Below are 17,279 nucleotides of genomic sequence, written 5' to 3'. Positions count from 1 at the left end.
CGAGACCCTGCCATGAGTGAAGAGATCCTGATCAACATCACGCCGATGGAATCGCGCGTGGCGGTGGTTGAAAACGGTGTCCTGCAAGAGGTCCACGTCGAACGCACGCAAAAACGCGGTATCGTCGGCAACATCTATAAAGGCAAAGTCGTGCGGGTGTTGCCGGGCATGCAGGCGGCGTTCGTCGACATCGGTCTGGACCGCGCTGCGTTCATTCATGCCTCGGAAATTTCCCTGCGCGAAGGCCCTGCGGTCGAAAGCATCAGCGCGCTGGTTCATGAAGGCCAAAGCCTGGTCGTGCAAGTCACCAAGGACCCGATCGGTTCCAAAGGCGCACGCCTGACCACACAACTTTCAATACCTTCGCGTTATCTGGTGTACATGCCGCGTACCGCGCATGTCGGCATTTCCCTGAAGATCGAAGACGAAGCCGAGCGCGAGCGCCTCAAGCAAGTGGTCACCGATTGCGTGGCCACGGAAGGTATCAAGGAAGCCGGTGGTTTCATCCTGCGTACCGCCGCCGAAGGCGCCGGGGCCGATGAGATCCTCATGGACATCCGCTACCTGCGCCGGCTCTGGGATCAGATCAACGAGCAGATCAAAACCATCAGCGCGCCGAGCGTGATCTACGAAGACCTTGGCCTGGCACTGCGCACCTTGCGCGACCTGGTCAGCCCGAAGATCGAGAAGATCCGCATCGACTCCCGGGAAACCTTCCAGAAAACCACGCAGTTCGTGGCCGAACTGATGCCGGAAATCGCTGATCGCCTGGAGCATTATCCGGGCGAGCGGCCGATCTTCGACCTGTACGGCGTCGAAGACGAAATCCAGAAAGCCCTCGAACGCAAAGTTCCGCTGAAGTCCGGCGGTTACCTGGTGGTGGATCCGGCGGAAGCCATGAGTACCATCGACGTCAACACCGGGGCGTTCGTCGGTCATCGCAACCTTGAAGAAACCATCTTCAAGACCAACCTCGAAGCCGCGACTGCCATCGCTCGCCAGCTACGTCTGCGCAACCTGGGCGGGATCATCATCATCGACTTCATCGACATGGAAGACGAAGAGCATCAGCGTCAGGTGCTGCGCACGCTGGAGAAACAACTGGAGCGCGACCACGCCAAGACCAACATTATCGGCATCACCGAGTTGGGCCTGGTGCAGATGACCCGCAAGCGCACCCGCGAAAGTCTCGAACAAGTACTGTGCGAGCCGTGCAACAGTTGCCAGGGGCGCGGCAAGCTCAAGACACCGGAAACGGTCTGCTACGAAATTTTCCGCGAAATCCTCCGTGAGGCTCGCGCCTATCAAGCGGAAGGCTATCGTGTATTGGCGAATCAGAAAGTCGTCGACCGCTTGCTCGATGAAGAGTCGGGCAACGTCGCCGAGCTGGAAGGATTTATCGGACGCACCATTCGGTTCCAGGTGGAAACCATGTATTCCCAGGAACAATACGACGTGGTGCTGCTCTGAATCGCTGTGTTTCAACCCAACTAGAACAGCTGGCCTCAGCTTTTTGCAGTAATTTTGCCATGGGAGCCAACTGACATGGACCGTCTGACACGCATTTTGGCCGCACTGACCCGCTGGGGTCTGGGCCTGTGCGCGTTGGCTTTGGTGATGATGGCGCTTTACGTCAGTCTCGGTCGCGAGCTGGCGCCGCTGGTGGCCGAGTATCGGGCCGAAGTCGAAACCAAAGCCGGCGCAGCCCTGGGCATGCCGCTGCATATCGGTGAGCTGGAAGGTAACTGGAGCGGCTTCGCGCCGATTCTGCTGGCTCACGACGTGATGGTCGGCGAGGGCGCCAATGCCCTGCGTCTGGATCAGGTGCGCGCGGTGCCGGACCTCTGGGCCAGCCTGGCGGCCCGTGAACTGCGCATCGCTCATCTGGAACTCAACGGTCTGAAGATCAGCCTCAAGGAAGGCGAGGATGGTCATTGGGCGCTGGAAGGCTTGCCAGTGCAGCAGGATCAGCCGCTGGATCCGGAACAACTGCTCAATCGCATGCAGATGGTCCAGCAGTTGTCGGTGCTCGACAGCCAAGTGACCTTGCAGCCACTGGATCACCCGCCGCTGACCTTGACCTACGTTGGCCTGAATCTGAAAACCGGCGTCTCCCGGCAACGACTCGATGCACGGCTGACCCTGCCCGACGGCCAGCCGGTCGCCATGAGCGTGCGCACCCGCATTCACGCCAGCCAGTGGCAGGACGGTGCAGCGGATGCGTACCTGAGCCTGCCGCAAAGCGACTGGTCGAAATGGCTGCCCGAGCGTGTGACCCAGCAATGGAACTTCTCCGAAATCAAGGCCGGTGGCGAACTCTGGGTCAACTGGGACAAGGGCGCTCTGCAAAGCGCCGCGATCCGCTTGAACGCGCCGCAACTCAAGGGCGCCTACGCCGAGCGCAAGCCGATCCAGATCAACAACCTGGCGCTCAACAGTTATTTCCAGCGCAGTGCCGAAGGCTTTCTGGTGACGGTGGACTCGCTGTCCATGAACTTCGGTGAGACCCGCTGGGAATCGCACCTGCAACTCAAACAGAGCCTGGCCACCGACACGACCGAAGAGCTCTGGCATCTGCAAGCCGACCGCCTCGACCTCACCCCGCTGACTCCGCTGCTGAATGCCTTGGGGCCATTGCCCGAAGGCCTCGCCACCGCCGTCGAACGGCTCAAGGTGACGGGTGGTTTGCGTAACGTGCTGGTCGACATCCGGCCCAACGCCACCGACGACGGCAAGGTCAGTTTTGCCGCCAACCTCGACCGGGTCGGCTTTGATGCCTATCACGGCGCCCCGGCAGCAAGGAATGTCAGCGGCAGCATCAGTGGTGATCTGGGTCACGGCGAACTGCGCATGGACAGCAAGGATTTTTCCCTGCACCTGGACCCGATTTTCGCCAAGCCATGGCAATACATTCAGGCCAACGCCCGTTTGACCTGGAAGCTCGACAAAGAAGGTTTCACCCTGATCGCGCCGTACCTGAAGGTGCTGGGCGAAGAGGGCAAGATTGCCGGCGACTTCCTGATCCGCCTGCATTTCGATCACACCCAGGAAGACTACATGGACCTGCGGGTCGGCCTGGTGGAGGGCGATGGCAAGTACACCGCCAAGTACCTGCCCGAAGTGCTCAGCCCGGCGCTGGACGAATGGTTGCGTACCGCAATTCTCAAGGGCGCGGTGGACCAGGGCTTCTTCCAGTATCAGGGCTCGCTGAACCATGGCGCCGCCGACACCGCGCGCAGCATCAGCCTGTTCTTCAAGGTTCACGATGCCGAGCTGGCGTTCCAGCCGGGCTGGCCGCATGTCAGCAAGGTCACTGGCGACGTGTTCATCGAAGACAGTGGCGTGCGGATTCTGGCCAGCAAAGGCCAGTTGCTCGACACACAAGTCAGCGATATTTACGTCAATATTCCCCACGCGCCCGCCGGGCAAAACCCTCACCTGTTGCTCGATGGCGCTTTCGCTGGCGGGTTGGGCGATGGCCTGAAAATTCTCCAGGAAGCGCCGATCGGCACCGCCGCCACCTTCGCCGGATGGGAAGGCGAGGGCGAGCTGAAGGGCAAGCTGAAACTGGATATTCCGCTGGCCAAAGGTGAACAGCCGAATATCCTCGTCGACTTCAAGACAGCCAAGGCGCGCTTGAAACTGGCCGAGCCAGTCCTTGAACTGACTCAGTTGAAGGGCGATTTCCGCTTTGACAGCACCAAAGGCTTGAGTGGGCAGAACATCACCGCTCGTGCCTTTGACAAACCCGTCACCGCACAGATTTTCGCCGATGGCAGTCCAGGCGACATCAAGACGCGCGTCACTGCTTCCGGCCAGGTCGAGGTCAAAAAGCTGACTGACTGGCTGAGTGTCACGCAGCCGTTGCCGGTCTCTGGTTTGATCCCGTATCAGTTGCAACTGAACCTGGATGGCGCAGACAGCCAGTTGATGGTCAATTCCAGCCTCAAAGGCGTGGCCGTCGATTTGCCGGCGCCGTTCGGCATGGCGGCCGATGTGGGGCGCGACACGACGTTCCGCATGACCCTGCAAGGGCCGGAACGGCGTTACTGGGTCAAGTACGGCGAATTGGCCAGCTTCACGTTTGCAGCGCCGGCCGGCAGTTTTGCCGACGGTCGCGGTGAATTGTTCCTCGGTGGTGGCGATGCCGTATTGCCAGGCGGCAAAGGCCTGCGGGTGCGCGGCGTGCTGTCGGAGCTGGATGTCGGCCCGTGGAAGGATCTGGTGGACAAGTATGCTGGCCAGGATCCGGGCGGCAGCGCCAAGCAGTTGCTCAGCGGCGCGGATTTCAAGGTCGGCAAGCTCAGCGGCATCGGTACCACGCTTGATCAGGCCTCGGTGCAGTTGAACCGCAAGCCGAGTGCATGGGCCCTGCAACTCGACAGCCAACAGGTCAAGGGCACCGCCGGTATCCCCGATGCGAAAGGCGCACCGATTGCGATCAATCTGCAATACGTGCGTTTGCCGGCACCGGACCCAACGGTTTTGGCCGATGAAAATTCGCCGGATCCATTAGCCTCCGTGGATCCGACGAAGATCCCGGCGCTGGATATCACCATCAATCAGCTGTTCCAGGGGCAGGATCTGGTCGGGGGCTGGTCGCTGAAAGTGCGTCCGACCGCCAAAGGTATCGCGCTCAATACGTTGGATCTGGGCCTCAAGGGCCTTCTGTTGCAGGGCAGCGGCGGTTGGGAAGGCGCGCCTGGTGCTTCCACCAGTTGGTACAAGGGCCGGGTCAGCGGCAAGAATCTGGCGGATGTGCTGAAAGGCTGGGGCTTTGCGCCCAGTGTCACCAGCGAAGAGTTTCATATGGATGTCGACGGTCGCTGGCCCGGTTCACCGGCCTGGCTGGCCACCAAGCGTTTCTCCGGGACGCTTGATGCGTCGCTGAATAAAGGCCAGTTCGTTGAGGTCGAGGGTGGCGCTCAGGCGTTGCGGGTATTTGGCCTGCTCAACTTCAACTCCATCGGCCGGCGCTTGCGGCTGGACTTCTCCGATCTGTTTGGCAAAGGCTTGAGTTACGACCGGGTCAAAGGCTTGCTGGTCGGGACCAATGGCGTTTACGTGACCCGTGAGCCGATTCTGCTGACCGGTCCGTCGAGCAATGTCGAGCTCAATGGCACGCTGGACCTGGTGGGTGATCAGATCGATGCGAAACTGCTGGTGACCTTGCCGGTTACCAACAACCTGCCGATTGCCGCGCTGATTGTCGGTGCACCGGCCATCGGTGGGGCACTGTTCCTGATCGACAAGCTGATCGGTGACCGCGTGGCACGTTTCGCCAGCGTGAAGTACACCGTCAAAGGCCCGTGGAAAGAGCCGAAAATCACCTTCGACAAACCTTTTTGACGCGCTTTTTCAGAACCCACACGCCGGGCCTATGGAGTAGCATGGACGCCTGTCTATTCAGGAGCGCGCCATGTCTGTAGCGGTGATTCAAATGGTCAGCCAGAGCGACGTGCTGGCCAATCTGGCCCAGGCCCGTCGGCTGCTCGAACAAGCGGCCGGCGGGGGCGCAAAGCTTGCCGTGCTGCCGGAAAACTTCGCCGCCATGGGCCGACGCGACATCGCTGATATCGGTCGCGCCGAAGCGTTGGGCGAAGGTCCGATCCTGCCCTGGTTGAAACAGACCGCCCGCGACCTCAAGTTATGGATAGTGGCCGGCACATTGCCGTTGCCGCCGGCGGATCAGCCGACGGCGAAAGTGCATGCCTGCTCGCTGCTGGTCAATGATCAGGGCGAAACGGTGGCACGCTACGACAAGCTGCACTTGTTCGACGTGGACGTGGCGGACAACCGTGGGCGTTATCGTGAGTCCGATGACTATGCTTATGGCAGTGGCGTGGTGGTCGTGGACACGCCCGTCGGTCGAGTCGGCCTGACGGTGTGTTACGACCTGCGCTTCCCGGAGCTGTACAGCGAGTTACGCGCTGCCGGGGCGGAGTTGATTACCGCGCCGTCGGCCTTTACTGCGGTGACCGGCGCGGCGCATTGGGATGTACTGATTCGTGCGCGGGCCATTGAGACCCAGTGTTACGTGCTCGCGGCTGCCCAGGGTGGAACGCATCCGGGGCCGCGAGAAACCTGGGGCCATGCCGCAATTGTCGACCCGTGGGGTCGAGTGCTGGCGCAACAGGATCAAGGCGAGGCCGTGCTGCTGGCCGAACGCGATAGCAGCGAACAGGCGTCCATCCGGGCGCGGATGCCGGTGTCCAGTCACCGGCGCTTTTTCTCGCAGGGCGCCCGGCGACCTGCCTCAGAACGATGAATTTAAGGCGTAAAGCATATGAGCGAGTTGTTGTCCTCAGTCAGTGAACACCTCCTGGCGCCCGGCGGCGTTACCATCGAAAGCCTGCAAGGTGTGCTCGGCGATCTGGCCGGCCCGGGCATCGATGCCGCCGACCTGTATTTCCAGGGGCAGATTTCCGAGTCCTGGGCGCTGGAAGACGGCATCGTCAAGGAAGGTAGTTTCAACCTTGACCAGGGCGTTGGTGTGCGCGCGCAATCGGGTGAGAAAACCGGTTTTGCCTACAGCAATGCCATTACCCTCGAAGCCCTTGGCGCTGCGGCCCGTGCTGCGCGCTCGATCTCCCGCGCCGGGCAGAACGGCACGGTGCAGGCCTTCACCACTCAGGACGTCGCCCAGTTGTACGGGCCGGACAACCCGCTGGAAGTGATGACCCGCGCCGAGAAAGTCGAATTGCTCAAGCGTATCGACGTCGCCACCCGCGCTCTCGACCCGCGTATCCAGCAAGTCACGGTGAGCATGGCCGGCGTCTGGGAGCGCATTCTTGTCGCTTCGACCGATGGCAGCCTGGCGGCGGATGTACGGCCGTTGGTGCGCTTCAACGTCAGTGTAATCGTTGAGCAGAACGGTCGCCGCGAGCGCGGCGGCCATGGCGGCGGCGGGCGTACCGATTACCGTTATTTCCTCAGCGACGACCGCGCCATGGGCTACGCCCGTGAAGCGTTGCGTCAGGCGCTGGTCAACCTCGAAGCCATTCCGGCGCCGGCCGGTACGTTGCCGGTGGTGTTGGGTTCGGGCTGGTCCGGCGTGTTGCTGCACGAAGCGGTCGGTCACGGTCTGGAAGGCGATTTCAACCGCAAGGGCAGCTCCGCTTACAGTGGTCGTATGGGCGAGATGGTTGCGTCCAAGCTCTGCACCATCGTCGATGACGGCACGCTGGCCGGTCGTCGCGGTTCGTTGAGCGTCGACGACGAAGGCACCCCGACCGAGTGCACCACGCTGATCGAAAACGGCGTACTCAAAGGCTACATGCAGGACAAGCTCAACGCGCGCCTGATGGGCGTCGCCCGCACCGGCAACGGTCGCCGTGAGTCCTACGCGCACCTGCCAATGCCACGCATGACCAATACCTACATGCTGGCGGGCGAAAGTGATCCGGCGGAAATCATCGCCTCGGTGAAGCGCGGCATCTACTGCGCCAACCTTGGCGGCGGTCAGGTGGACATCACCAGCGGCAAGTTTGTGTTCTCCACCAGCGAGGCGTACCTGATCGAAGACGGCAAGATTACGGCGCCGGTCAAAGGCGCAACGTTGATCGGCAACGGGCCTGAAGCGATGAGCAAGGTGTCGATGGTCGGTAATGACCTGGCGCTGGACAGCGGCGTGGGCACGTGCGGCAAGGATGGGCAGTCGGTGCCGGTGGGTGTCGGCCAGCCAACGCTGAAAATCGATGCGATCACTGTGGGTGGTACAGGATCGTAAGGGATGGAGCTTCGGGTGAGCCGCGTGGCGACTCACCCGAGAAGAGATTCAACGCAGACCGCGTTGAGTCTCGTCCAGCTCACGGATGTACTTGAAGATTTTACGGCTCGATGCCGGTGGCTTGTTGGTCGCCAGTTCGTGCTGGGCCTGACGGATCAGGGAGCGCAACTGCTGACGATCAGCCTCCGGGTAGTCGAGCACGAACTTCTCCAGGACTGCATCGTCGCCCGCGATCAAGCGATCGCGCCAGCGTTCCAGGCCATGGAAACGTTCGTTGTACTGCCGGGTGGAGGCATCGAGTTGATCGAGCAAAGTCAGAATGGCGTCAGTGTCCTGATCGCGCATCAATTTGCCGATGAACATAAGGTGCCGTTTACGCGCGATATTCGCGGTGTGCTTGGGCGCATCGCCCAGAGCCCGGCGCAGAGCGTCGGTCAACGGGAGTTTTGCCAGCAAGTCAGGCTTGAGCGTTGTAAGGCGTTCGCCGAGGTCAACCAGAGCATTCAGCTCGCGTTTAACCTGGGATTTGCTTTTTTCTCCCGTATCGAGGGAGTCGTCGTAAGAATCAACCATGGTGGCCGTCCGCAAAGAAACGCCGCCATGATAACCAGTCGGGGGCCGCTTGTCCGGCCCGGTCGCTCGAAGGCCTTTACCGAAAGCAGAATTTGAGTGGAGAACAGCATGAGTGCAGTTGAAAGCGTCGGCCCACAAGCGTTGCCGGCACTGCAAGAACAAGTCGAGCAGATCATCGCTGAAGCCAAGCGTCAGGGCGCCAGTGCCTGTGAAGTGGCGGTGTCCCTGGAGCAGGGCCTGTCCACATCAGTGCGTCAGCGCGAGGTCGAAACCGTCGAATTCAACCGCGATCAGGGCTTTGGCATCACCTTGTACGTCGGGCAGCGCAAGGGCTCGGCCAGCACGTCGGCCAGCGGTCCTGAAGCGATTCGTGAAACCGTCGCTGCGGCGCTGGCCATCGCTAAACACACCTCCGAAGACGAAGCTGCCGGCCTGGCGGATGCCGCGCTGATGGCCAAGGATCTGCAGGATTTCGACCTGTTCCATCAGTGGGACATCACACCGGAACAAGCCATCGAGATGGCCCTGAGCTGTGAAGCTGCGGCATTTGCCACCGACAGCCGGATCAAGAACGCCGACGGCACCACCCTCAGCACGCATCAGGGCTGCCGCGTTTACGGCAACAGCCACGGTTTTGTCGGCGGATATGCATCGACTCGTCATAGCTTGAGCTGCGTCATGATCGCCGAAGCCGACGGCCAGATGCAGCGTGATTACTGGTACGACGTCAATCGCCAGGGCAACTTGCTGGCCGACCCGGCGAGCATCGGCCAGCGTGCCGCACAGCGGGCGGCGAGCCGACTGGGCGCGCGTCCGGTGCCGACCTGTGAAGTACCGGTATTGTTTTCCGCTGAGCTGGCCGGTGGCTTGTTCGGCAGTTTCCTTTCGGCGATTTCCGGCGGCAGTCTGTATCGCAAATCGTCGTTCCTTGAAGGGACCTTGGGTCAGAAGCTGTTCCCGGAATGGCTGACCATCGATGAGCGTCCGCATTTGATGCGTGCAATGGGCAGCTCGGCGTTTGACGGCGATGGCCTGGCGACCTACGCCAAACCGTTCGTCGAAAAAGGCGAGTTGGTGTCCTACATCCTCGGCACCTATTCCGGTCGTAAACTCGGCATGCCGAGCACGGCCAACGCCGGCGGCGTGCACAACCTGTTCGTCACCCATGGCGATGAAGATCAGGCGGCGTTGCTGCGCCGCATGGGCCGTGGCTTGCTGGTCACCGAGCTGATGGGCCAGGGCCTGAACATGGTCACGGGCGATTACTCCCGTGGCGCGGCGGGTTACTGGGTCGAGAACGGCGAAATCCAGTTTGCCGTCCAGGAAGTGACCATCGCCGGCAACATGCGCGACATGTTCAAGCAGATCGTTGCGGTGGGTAACGACCTGGAATTGCGCAGCAACATTCGCACAGGTTCGGTGCTGATCGAGCGAATGACAGTCGCAGGCAGCTAACCCGCGACCGCTACACAAAAGGCGCGCCACCCAATGGGTGGCGCGCCTTTTTTTGTGCCCGCATAACACACCTGTAGGAGCCGGCTTGCTGGCGATTGCGGTCAATCAGTCGACATCGATGTTGAATGCCAGGTCGCAATCGCCAGCAAGCCGGCTCCTACAAGGGACCATGCTCGGGCTTGTGTTGGTTCTCATTATCATCTAATAATAAATCTCATTACCGAATGAGCCCCGGATCATGAGTTCTGCCTTGCACGAGCAGCCTTACCTCGAAAGCTGGCGCTGGATGAGTCGCCAGATCCGTTGCGGGATGGACCCTGACGAGCCGCGCCTGATCGAACACTACCTGGCCGAAGGCCGGTATCTGGCGTGTTGCACGGCGACTTCACCCTGGACCATCGCCGAAACCTCTTTCCGTCTGCTGCTCGACACCGCCGCCGACGTCGCGCTGCCCTGGCACTGGCGAACCTATTGCCTGGACCAGGCGTGGCGCCCGCTGCGCGAACTCGAACGCCTCTCTCTGTGCAAGTGCCGCCTCAAGCGCTGGCAAAGCTACACCTGGCAACTGGCGACCTGCGAGTTGCAGCCTTCGATTCCTCTCATAGAACTGGTGCAAGGATTTTCTGATGACCAAGACACGTATTGAGCGCGACAGCATGGGCGAGCTCCAAGTCCCGGTGGACGCCCTCTACGGCGCACAGACCCAGCGTGCGGTGAATAACTTCCCGATCAGCGGCAAGCCGATGCCCGTGCAGTTCATCCGTGCGCTGATCCTGGCCAAGGCCGCCGCCGCCCGCGCCAACGTCGAACTCAAGCAGATCAGCGAATCCCAGGGCAATGCCATCGTCGAAGCGGCGTTGGGTTTGCTCAAGGACGACTTCATGCAGCACTTCCCGGTGGATATCTTCCAGACCGGTTCAGGCACCAGTTCCAACATGAACGCCAACGAAGTGATTGCCACGCTGGCGAGCCGACTGCTTGGCGAGCCGGTGAACCCCAACGATCACGTCAACTGCGGGCAGAGCAGCAACGACATCATCCCGACCACCATCCACGTCAGCGCTGCGCTGGCATTGCATGAGCAATTGCTGCCGGCATTGGTGCGCTTGGTGCAGGTGATCGAGCAAAAGGCTGAAGAGGTTCACCACCACGTCAAAACCGGTCGCACTCACTTGATGGATGCGATGCCGGTGCGCATGAGCCAGGTGCTCAACGGTTGGGCGCAACAGCTGAAAGCCAACATCGGCCATCTGCAGGATCTGCTGCCGAGCCTGCAATCCCTGGCTCAGGGGGGCACGGCAGTGGGCACCGGTATCAATGCGCACCCTGAATTTGCCGGACTTTTCAGCCAGCAGCTGAGCAAGTTGACTCAGGTGCAATTCACGCCGGGCACCGATCTGTTTGCACTGATCGGCTCTCAGGACACCGCCGTTGCGGTCTCCGGGCAGCTGAAAACCACCGCTGTCTCGCTGATGAAAATCGCCAACGACCTGCGCTGGATGAACTCCGGCCCGCTGGCCGGCCTCGGTGAAATCGAACTCGAAGCCTTGCAACCGGGCTCGTCGATCATGCCCGGCAAGGTCAACCCGGTGATCCCGGAAGCCACCGCGATGGTCGCCGCCCAGGTGATCGGCAATGACACGGTGATCACCATCGCCGGGCAGTCGGGCAATTTCGAGCTGAACGTGATGCTGCCGATCATCGCTCAGAACCTGTTGAGCAGCATCGAATTGCTGGCCAACTCCAGCCATCTCTTGGGTGAAAAGGCTATCGCCAGTTTCAAGGTCAACGAAGCCAGGCTCAAGGAAGCGCTGTCGCGCAACCCGATTCTGGTCACGGCACTGAACCCGATCATTGGTTACCAAAAAGCTGCGGAGATCGCCAAGAAGGCTTATCAGCAAGGCCGGCCGGTGATCGATGTCGCTCTGGAGCACACCGAACTGTCGCGCAGCCAACTGGAAGAGTTGCTCAATCCGGAAAAGCTCACCGCAGGCGGCGTGTAATCACCGCAACCGCTTTGGAGGCTCACCATGGAGCACTGGAAACGCACGATCGAAAGGGCAAACCGTTGTTTCATGCTGGGCGAATACGTCGATGCCCGCGAGGCTTACTTGCAGGCATTGGCCCTGGCCCAGGTGTTGTTCGAGCGCTGGGCGGATGCCGACGAAGCGGTGGCGGCCTGTGTCATTTCCCATCACAACCTCGCGGACCTGCATTTGCGTCTGAACCAGCCGGAGGAGAGCGCCGAATACCTGTGCGCCATCCACCAGCGCTTGTTGAAGACCATGCAGGACCCGCGACTGGCGCCGGCATTGCGTGAAGCCGCACTGCGTCAGAGCAGCAAAACCTACGTCGAACTGCTGAATTTCATCAGCGAGCATGGCGAATACCCACGCACTCATCGTTTGCTGCACATCGATGCCGCGTCGCCTCCTGCGTCTCTACATCACGGAGTCCACTGAAATGGCTTTTAGCTTGCCTGCCTTGCCGTACGCCTACGATGCCCTGGAACCGCACATCGATGCGCAGACCATGGAAATCCACTACACCAAGCATCACCAGACTTACATCAATAACCTCAACGCCGCTGTCGAAGGCACCGAGTTCGCCGAGTGGCCGGTGGAAAAACTGGTGGCAGCTGTCCAGCAACTACCGGAAAAGCTCCGCGCAGCGGTGATCAATCAGGGCGGGGGTCACGCCAACCACTCGCTGTTCTGGGAAGTGATGGTGCCCAACGGCGGCGGTCAGCCAGACGGTGAATTGGCCAAGGCCATCGAAGACCAGTTGGGCGGCCTCGACCGTTTCAAGGAGGCCTTCACCAAAGCCGCGCTGACCCGTTTCGGCAGTGGCTGGGCCTGGCTGAGTGTGACGCCGCAAAAGACGCTGGTCGTTGAAAGCAGCGGCAATCAGGACAGTCCCTTGATGAACGGCAATACGCCGATTCTGGGGCTGGATGTCTGGGAGCATGCTTATTACCTGCGGTATCAAAACCGCCGCCCGGAATACATCAACGCTTTTTACAACGTGATCAATTGGCCCGAAGTCGCTGCGCGCTATCAGGCTGTACTGGTTTAAGTCTTCTATAAAAACAATCCTGGGCGGACTATGGGCACTGAAACGCTGGCGACCGGAAGTGGACGAATGTTTCGTTACGCGTTTGGGTCGCTGTTACTGCTGGCGGGCATGAGCCTGTTGGTTGCGCATGGGCTCGCGTGGCTGGACCTTGAGCCGAAACTGCTGCGTGCGTTGCAGGGCGGGGCCATTTGCGCCTTGGGCACGGCTTTGGGCGCGGTGCCGGTGCTGGTGATTCGACGCATGCCCCAGGCGGTCAGCGATACGTTGCTCGGCTTCGGTGCCGGGGTGATGCTCGCGGCGACGGCGTTTTCGCTGATCGTGCCAGGCATTGCCGCCGCTGAAAGCCTGGGGCTGACACCTTGGGCGGCCAGCGGTCTGATCAGTTTCGGCATCATGCTTGGCGCGTTCGGGCTGTATCTGGTGGATCGAAAGGTCTCAGGTGCTTCGCCGGAAATGCTCGTCGGCACACTGGAGCGGCCGGTCATTCCGCCACGGATCTGGTTGTTCGTGTTTGCCATCATTGCCCACAACATTCCCGAAGGCATGGCGGTCGGTGTCTCGGCGGGTGGCGGCATGCCTGACGCCGACAGCCTGGCCATGGGCATCGCCTTACAGGATGTGCCGGAAGGATTGGTCATTGCGTTGGTGTTGGCCGGGGCAGGGATGTCGCGGGTCAAGGCGTTCCTGATCGGGGCGGCATCAGGCTTGGTGGAGCCGGTCTTCGCACTGTTGTGCGCCTGGCTGGTGAGTCTGGCCGAATTGCTGTTGCCGTTGGGCCTGGCGCTCGCGGCCGGGGCCATGTTGCTGGTGGTCACGCACGAAGTCATCCCCGAGTCGCGCCGCCATGGTCACGACAAGCTGGCCAGCCTTGGGCTGCTGATCGGGTTTTGTTTGATGATGGTGATGGATACAGCGCTCGCCTAGGCGAGCGTTATTCGCCTTCGTCGAAGAAGTTGTTGATCAACGCCACCAACGCATCCAGCGCTTCCTGTTCCTGCTCGCCTTCCGTGCTCAGGTGGATTGTGGTGCCCTTGCCGGCCGCGAGCATCATCATTGCCATGATGCTTTTGCCGTCGACCGTGGATTCCGGCGTGCGTCCAACCCTGATCGTGCAATCCTTGAACTGACCAGCGACACCAACGAATTTGGCGGAAGCACGGGCATGCAGACCCAGCTTGTTGATGATTTCGATTTCCAGAGCAGGCATCGCGATGTGAATCCTTTAGCTGAGGTCGCGGTGGCGGACCTGGACGTTCTTCAGGGTTTTTTGCAGGGCCTGACCCAGACGTTCGGTCAGATAGACGGAGCGGTGATGCCCGCCGGTGCAGCCGATGGCAATGGTGACATAAGCGCGGTTGCTGGCGGCAAAGCGGGGCAGCCATTTGAGCAGGTACGTGGAAATGTCCTGGAACATCTCTTCGACGTCCGGCTGGGCGGCCAGGTACGTGGCAACCGGCTCATCAAGCCCGGACTGATCGCGTAGCTCGGGTTTCCAATAGGGGTTCGGCAGGCAGCGCACGTCGAACACCAGGTCGGCGTCCACCGGCATGCCGCGCTTGAATCCGAACGACTCCACCAAAAACGCAGTACCGGGTTCCGGCTGGTTCAGCAGGCGTAACTTGATGGTGTCGCGCAGCTGGTACAGGTTCAGGTTGGTGGTGATGACCTTGAGATCGGCGAGGTCGGCAATCGGCCCGAGCAGGCTGGTTTCGTCGTTGATCGCCTCGGCCAGCGAGCGGTTGGCGCTGCTCAGCGGGTGACGACGGCGAGTTTCCGAAAAACGCTTCAGCAAGGTTTCTTCGTCGGCGTCCAGGTACAGGACGTCGCACTGGATATGCCGGCTGCGAACTTCTTCGAGCAGTTCCGGAAACCGGCTCAGGTGACTCGGCAGGTTGCGCGCATCAATAGAGACGGCAACCAGCGGCTGTGGCAGTTCGGTGTGGACCAGCGCGCGTTCGGCCAGTTCCGGCAACAACCCGGCGGGCAGGTTGTCGATGCAGTAATAGCCGTTGTCCTCGAGAACATCGAGCGCGGTGCTTTTACCTGAGCCGGAACGGCCACTGACGATGATCAAGCGCATGATTAGTGCCCGTTTTGCTCGTCCAGGACAACCTGATACAAGGCTTCATTGCTCGGGGCGCTACGCAGGCGATCGCGGACTTCCTTGCGATCGAGCATGCTGGCGATCTGGCGGAGCAATTCAAGGTGCGCATCGGTAGCGGCTTCGGGGACCAGCAAGACGAACAGCAGGTCAACCGGAGCACCGTCGATGGCGTCGAAATCGATGGGGGCGTCCAGGTGCATCAAGGCGCTGATGGGCGAGGTGCAACCTTTCAGCCGGCAGTGAGGGATAGCGATGCCGTTGCCAAAACCGGTCGAGCCGAGTTTTTCACGGGCAATCAACGCCTCGAAGACATCTTGCATCTCCAGATCCGGCACTTCCCGGGCGATCAGGTTGGCAATTTGCTCGAGGGCTTTCTTTTTGCTGCCGCCCGGCACGTTCACGAGGGAACGGCCGGGGGTCAGGATGCTTTCAAGTCGGATCATGGGTTGGGAGTGTTAACGACCGGTCGCGCCCTGGAGGAGGCTCTGGGTCTTTTCCTTATGCTTTTTGAGTTGTTTATCCAGCTTGTCGGTCAATGCGTCGATCGCCGCGTACATATCGGTATGTTCCGCGTTGGCGACCACTTCATTGCCGGGAATATGCAGCGTGGCTTCGATTTTCTGCTTCAGCTTTTCGACCGTCATCGTGACCTGCACGTTGGTGATCTTGTCGAAATGCCTCTCTAACCGTTCGAGTTTTTCGCCGATGTAGGTGCGAAGAGGTTCGGTCACTTCCAGTTGGTGTCCACTGATGTTGACTTGCATACAGCTTCTCCTTCGTTGCCAGTGCATAAAGCGGTAGACCAGATGATCTACCACTGGAACGCTGTGGCGTGGCTCTACATCAACCGCTTGCGTTCGCTCGAAGGCGCGATCCCGAGGGATTCGCGGTACTTGGCGACGGTGCGGCGAGCCACCTGAATGCCTTGTGCCTCCAGTAAACCAGCGATCTTGCTGTCACTCAACGGCTTTTTCTGATTTTCCGCGGCAACCAGTTTTTTGATGATCGCGCGGATCGCCGTGGACGAGCATTCACCGCCTTCGGAGGTGCTGACGTGACTGGAGAAAAAGTATTTCAGCTCATATATGCCCCGGGGGGTATGCATGAATTTTTGTGTGGTTACGCGGGAAATCGTCGACTCATGCATGCCCACCGCTTCGGCGATGTCATGCAGCACCAGCGGTTTCATCGCTTCGTCGCCGTATTCCAGAAAACCGCGCTGATGCTCGACGATCTGGGTGGCAACTTTCATCAGGGTTTCGTTGCGGCTTTGCAGGCTCTTGATGAACCAGCGGGCCTCTTGCAACTGATTGCGCATGAAGGTGTTGTCGGCACTGGTATCGGCGCGGCGCACAAAACCGGCGTATTGGGCGTTGACCCGCAGCCGTGGCACCGATTCCTGGTTCAGCTCGACCAGCCAGCGCTCGTTGTCCTTGCGCACGATCACGTCGGGGACGACGTACTCGGCTTCGCTGGATTCGATCTGCGAGCCAGGGCGCGGGTTGAGGCTCTGAACCAGTTCGATCACCTGGCGCAGTTCATCTTCCTTGAGCTTCATGCGGCGCATCAGCTGGCTGTAGTCGCGGCTGCCGAGCAGGTCGATGTAATCGGTGACCAGGCGCTTGGCCTCGGCCAGCCAAGGTGTCTTGGCAGGGAGTTGGCGCAATTGCAGCAGCAGGCATTCACCCAGGTTGCGGGCGCCGATGCCGGCGGGTTCGAATTGCTGGATGCGATGCAGGACGGCTTCGATCTCGTCCAGTTCGATGTCGAGTTCCGGATCGAAGGCTTCGAGGATTTCCTCAAGGGTTTCGTCCAGGTAGCCCTGATTGTTGATGCAATCGATCAGGGTCACGGCGATCAGGCGATCGGTGTCGGACATCGGCGCCAGGTTCAGTTGCCACAGCAGGTGGCTTTGCAGGCTCTCACCGGCGGATGTACGGGTCGTGAAATCCCACTCGTCGTCATCGTTGCTCGGCAGGCTGCTGGCGCTGGTCTGGTAGACGTCTTCCCAGGCGGTGTCGACGGGCAGTTCGTTGGGAATGCGCTCGTTCCAGTCACCTTCCTCGAGGTTGTCCACCGTCGGGGCGGTTTCCTGATAGGAGGGTTCTGAAACGTCGGCGTTGGGTTGCTGTTCGGCTTTGTCGGCCAAGGGGTCGGCGTTATCGAAGTCGTCGCCTTCTTCCTGGCGTTCGAGCATCGGATTGGACTCCAGGGCCTCCTGGATTTCCTGTTGCAGGTCCAGGGTCGACAATTGGAGCAGGCGGATGGCCTGTTGCAGCTGCGGTGTCATCGTCAGCTGCTGGCCCATTCTCAAGACTAGCGATGGTTTCATGGCAGGGGCTA

Annotated in this window: 16 protein-coding genes; 10 read left to right on the top strand and 6 right to left on the bottom strand. The window is 60.5% G+C overall.

Annotated features, from left to right (window positions below):
- Positions 1 to 12: 12 nt before the first annotated feature.
- The 4 genes from rng to tldD all read left to right on the top strand — a co-directional run bounded on the left by rng (position 13) and on the right by tldD (position 7,729).
- Positions 13 to 1,470, top strand: coding sequence for a ribonuclease G (rng, locus tag IB254_RS11690; protein WP_008037406.1), 1,458 nt, complete (start codon positions 13 to 15; stop codon positions 1,468 to 1,470).
- 75 nt (positions 1,471 to 1,545) lie between these two features.
- Positions 1,546 to 5,349, top strand: a complete 3,804-nt coding sequence (locus IB254_RS11685) for a YhdP family protein (protein ID WP_192417385.1) — start codon at positions 1,546 to 1,548, stop codon at positions 5,347 to 5,349.
- 70 nt (positions 5,350 to 5,419) lie between these two features.
- Positions 5,420 to 6,268 (top strand): carbon-nitrogen hydrolase family protein, encoded by an 849-nt coding sequence (locus IB254_RS11680; protein WP_192417384.1) that lies wholly within the window; start codon positions 5,420 to 5,422, stop codon positions 6,266 to 6,268.
- A gap of 18 nt (positions 6,269 to 6,286) precedes the next feature.
- Complete coding sequence (tldD, locus tag IB254_RS11675; protein ID WP_008037402.1) at positions 6,287 to 7,729, top strand: metalloprotease TldD; 1,443 nt, start codon at positions 6,287 to 6,289, stop codon at positions 7,727 to 7,729.
- Between the two features lie 48 nt (positions 7,730 to 7,777).
- On the opposite strand, the gene yjgA is transcribed toward tldD, so the two are convergent.
- Positions 7,778 to 8,302 (bottom strand): ribosome biogenesis factor YjgA, encoded by a 525-nt coding sequence (yjgA, locus tag IB254_RS11670; protein ID WP_192417383.1) that lies wholly within the window; start codon positions 8,300 to 8,302, stop codon positions 7,778 to 7,780.
- A gap of 108 nt (positions 8,303 to 8,410) precedes the next feature.
- Between yjgA and pmbA the strand changes: the two genes are divergently transcribed.
- The 6 genes from pmbA to IB254_RS11640 all read left to right on the top strand — a co-directional run bounded on the left by pmbA (position 8,411) and on the right by IB254_RS11640 (position 13,756).
- Positions 8,411 to 9,757: a metalloprotease PmbA gene (gene pmbA / locus IB254_RS11665; RefSeq protein WP_192417382.1), complete on the top strand. Its 1,347-nt coding sequence runs from the start codon at positions 8,411 to 8,413 to the stop codon at positions 9,755 to 9,757.
- Between the two features lie 238 nt (positions 9,758 to 9,995).
- Positions 9,996 to 10,403 carry a FagA protein gene (locus tag IB254_RS11660; RefSeq protein ID WP_192417381.1) on the top strand — a complete coding sequence of 136 codons (408 nt, stop codon included), beginning with the start codon at positions 9,996 to 9,998 and terminating at the stop codon, positions 10,401 to 10,403.
- Positions 10,384 to 11,760, top strand: coding sequence for a class II fumarate hydratase (locus IB254_RS11655; protein ID WP_192227730.1), 1,377 nt, complete (start codon positions 10,384 to 10,386; stop codon positions 11,758 to 11,760). The genes IB254_RS11660 and IB254_RS11655 overlap by 20 nt, the downstream gene beginning before the upstream one ends.
- Before the next feature lie 27 nt (positions 11,761 to 11,787).
- Positions 11,788 to 12,219 (top strand): hypothetical protein, encoded by a 432-nt coding sequence (locus IB254_RS11650; RefSeq protein ID WP_192417380.1) that lies wholly within the window; start codon positions 11,788 to 11,790, stop codon positions 12,217 to 12,219.
- A gap of 1 nt (position 12,220) precedes the next feature.
- Positions 12,221 to 12,832 carry a superoxide dismutase gene (locus tag IB254_RS11645; RefSeq protein ID WP_192417379.1) on the top strand — a complete coding sequence of 204 codons (612 nt, stop codon included), beginning with the start codon at positions 12,221 to 12,223 and terminating at the stop codon, positions 12,830 to 12,832.
- Positions 12,833 to 12,862: 30 nt separating this feature from the next.
- On the top strand, positions 12,863 to 13,756 hold the full coding sequence (locus tag IB254_RS11640; RefSeq protein WP_192417378.1) for a ZIP family metal transporter: 894 nt from the start codon (positions 12,863 to 12,865) through the stop codon (positions 13,754 to 13,756).
- A gap of 7 nt (positions 13,757 to 13,763) precedes the next feature.
- Here IB254_RS11640 and IB254_RS11635 read toward each other — a convergent pair whose 3' ends face one another.
- The 5 genes from IB254_RS11635 to IB254_RS11615 all read right to left on the bottom strand — a co-directional run bounded on the left by IB254_RS11635 (position 13,764) and on the right by IB254_RS11615 (position 17,268).
- A complete protein-coding gene (locus IB254_RS11635) occupies positions 13,764 to 14,039 on the bottom strand; it encodes an HPr family phosphocarrier protein (protein ID WP_192417377.1) in 276 nt (91 codons plus the stop codon).
- 15 nt (positions 14,040 to 14,054) lie between these two features.
- Positions 14,055 to 14,912, bottom strand: a complete 858-nt coding sequence (gene rapZ, locus IB254_RS11630; RefSeq protein ID WP_008037390.1) for an RNase adapter RapZ — start codon at positions 14,910 to 14,912, stop codon at positions 14,055 to 14,057.
- Between the two features lie 2 nt (positions 14,913 to 14,914).
- Complete coding sequence (gene ptsN / locus IB254_RS11625; RefSeq protein WP_008026914.1) at positions 14,915 to 15,379, bottom strand: PTS IIA-like nitrogen regulatory protein PtsN; 465 nt, start codon at positions 15,377 to 15,379, stop codon at positions 14,915 to 14,917.
- 12 nt (positions 15,380 to 15,391) lie between these two features.
- The gene (gene hpf, locus IB254_RS11620; protein ID WP_007941242.1) at positions 15,392 to 15,700 is read right to left on the bottom strand and encodes a ribosome hibernation-promoting factor, HPF/YfiA family; all 309 of its coding nucleotides are present in this window, start codon (positions 15,698 to 15,700) and stop codon (positions 15,392 to 15,394) included.
- Positions 15,701 to 15,774: 74 nt separating this feature from the next.
- On the bottom strand, positions 15,775 to 17,268 hold the full coding sequence (locus IB254_RS11615; RefSeq protein WP_032828652.1) for an RNA polymerase factor sigma-54: 1,494 nt from the start codon (positions 17,266 to 17,268) through the stop codon (positions 15,775 to 15,777).
- Between the last annotated feature and the right edge of the window lie 11 nt (positions 17,269 to 17,279).

The organism is Pseudomonas sp. PDM03, assembly GCF_014852385.1.
In the GTDB taxonomy this organism is placed as follows: domain Bacteria; phylum Pseudomonadota; class Gammaproteobacteria; order Pseudomonadales; family Pseudomonadaceae; genus Aquipseudomonas; species Aquipseudomonas migulae.
The sequence above is the reverse complement of the archived record's forward strand: the minus strand, read 5'-3'. Positions and strand labels throughout refer to the sequence as shown.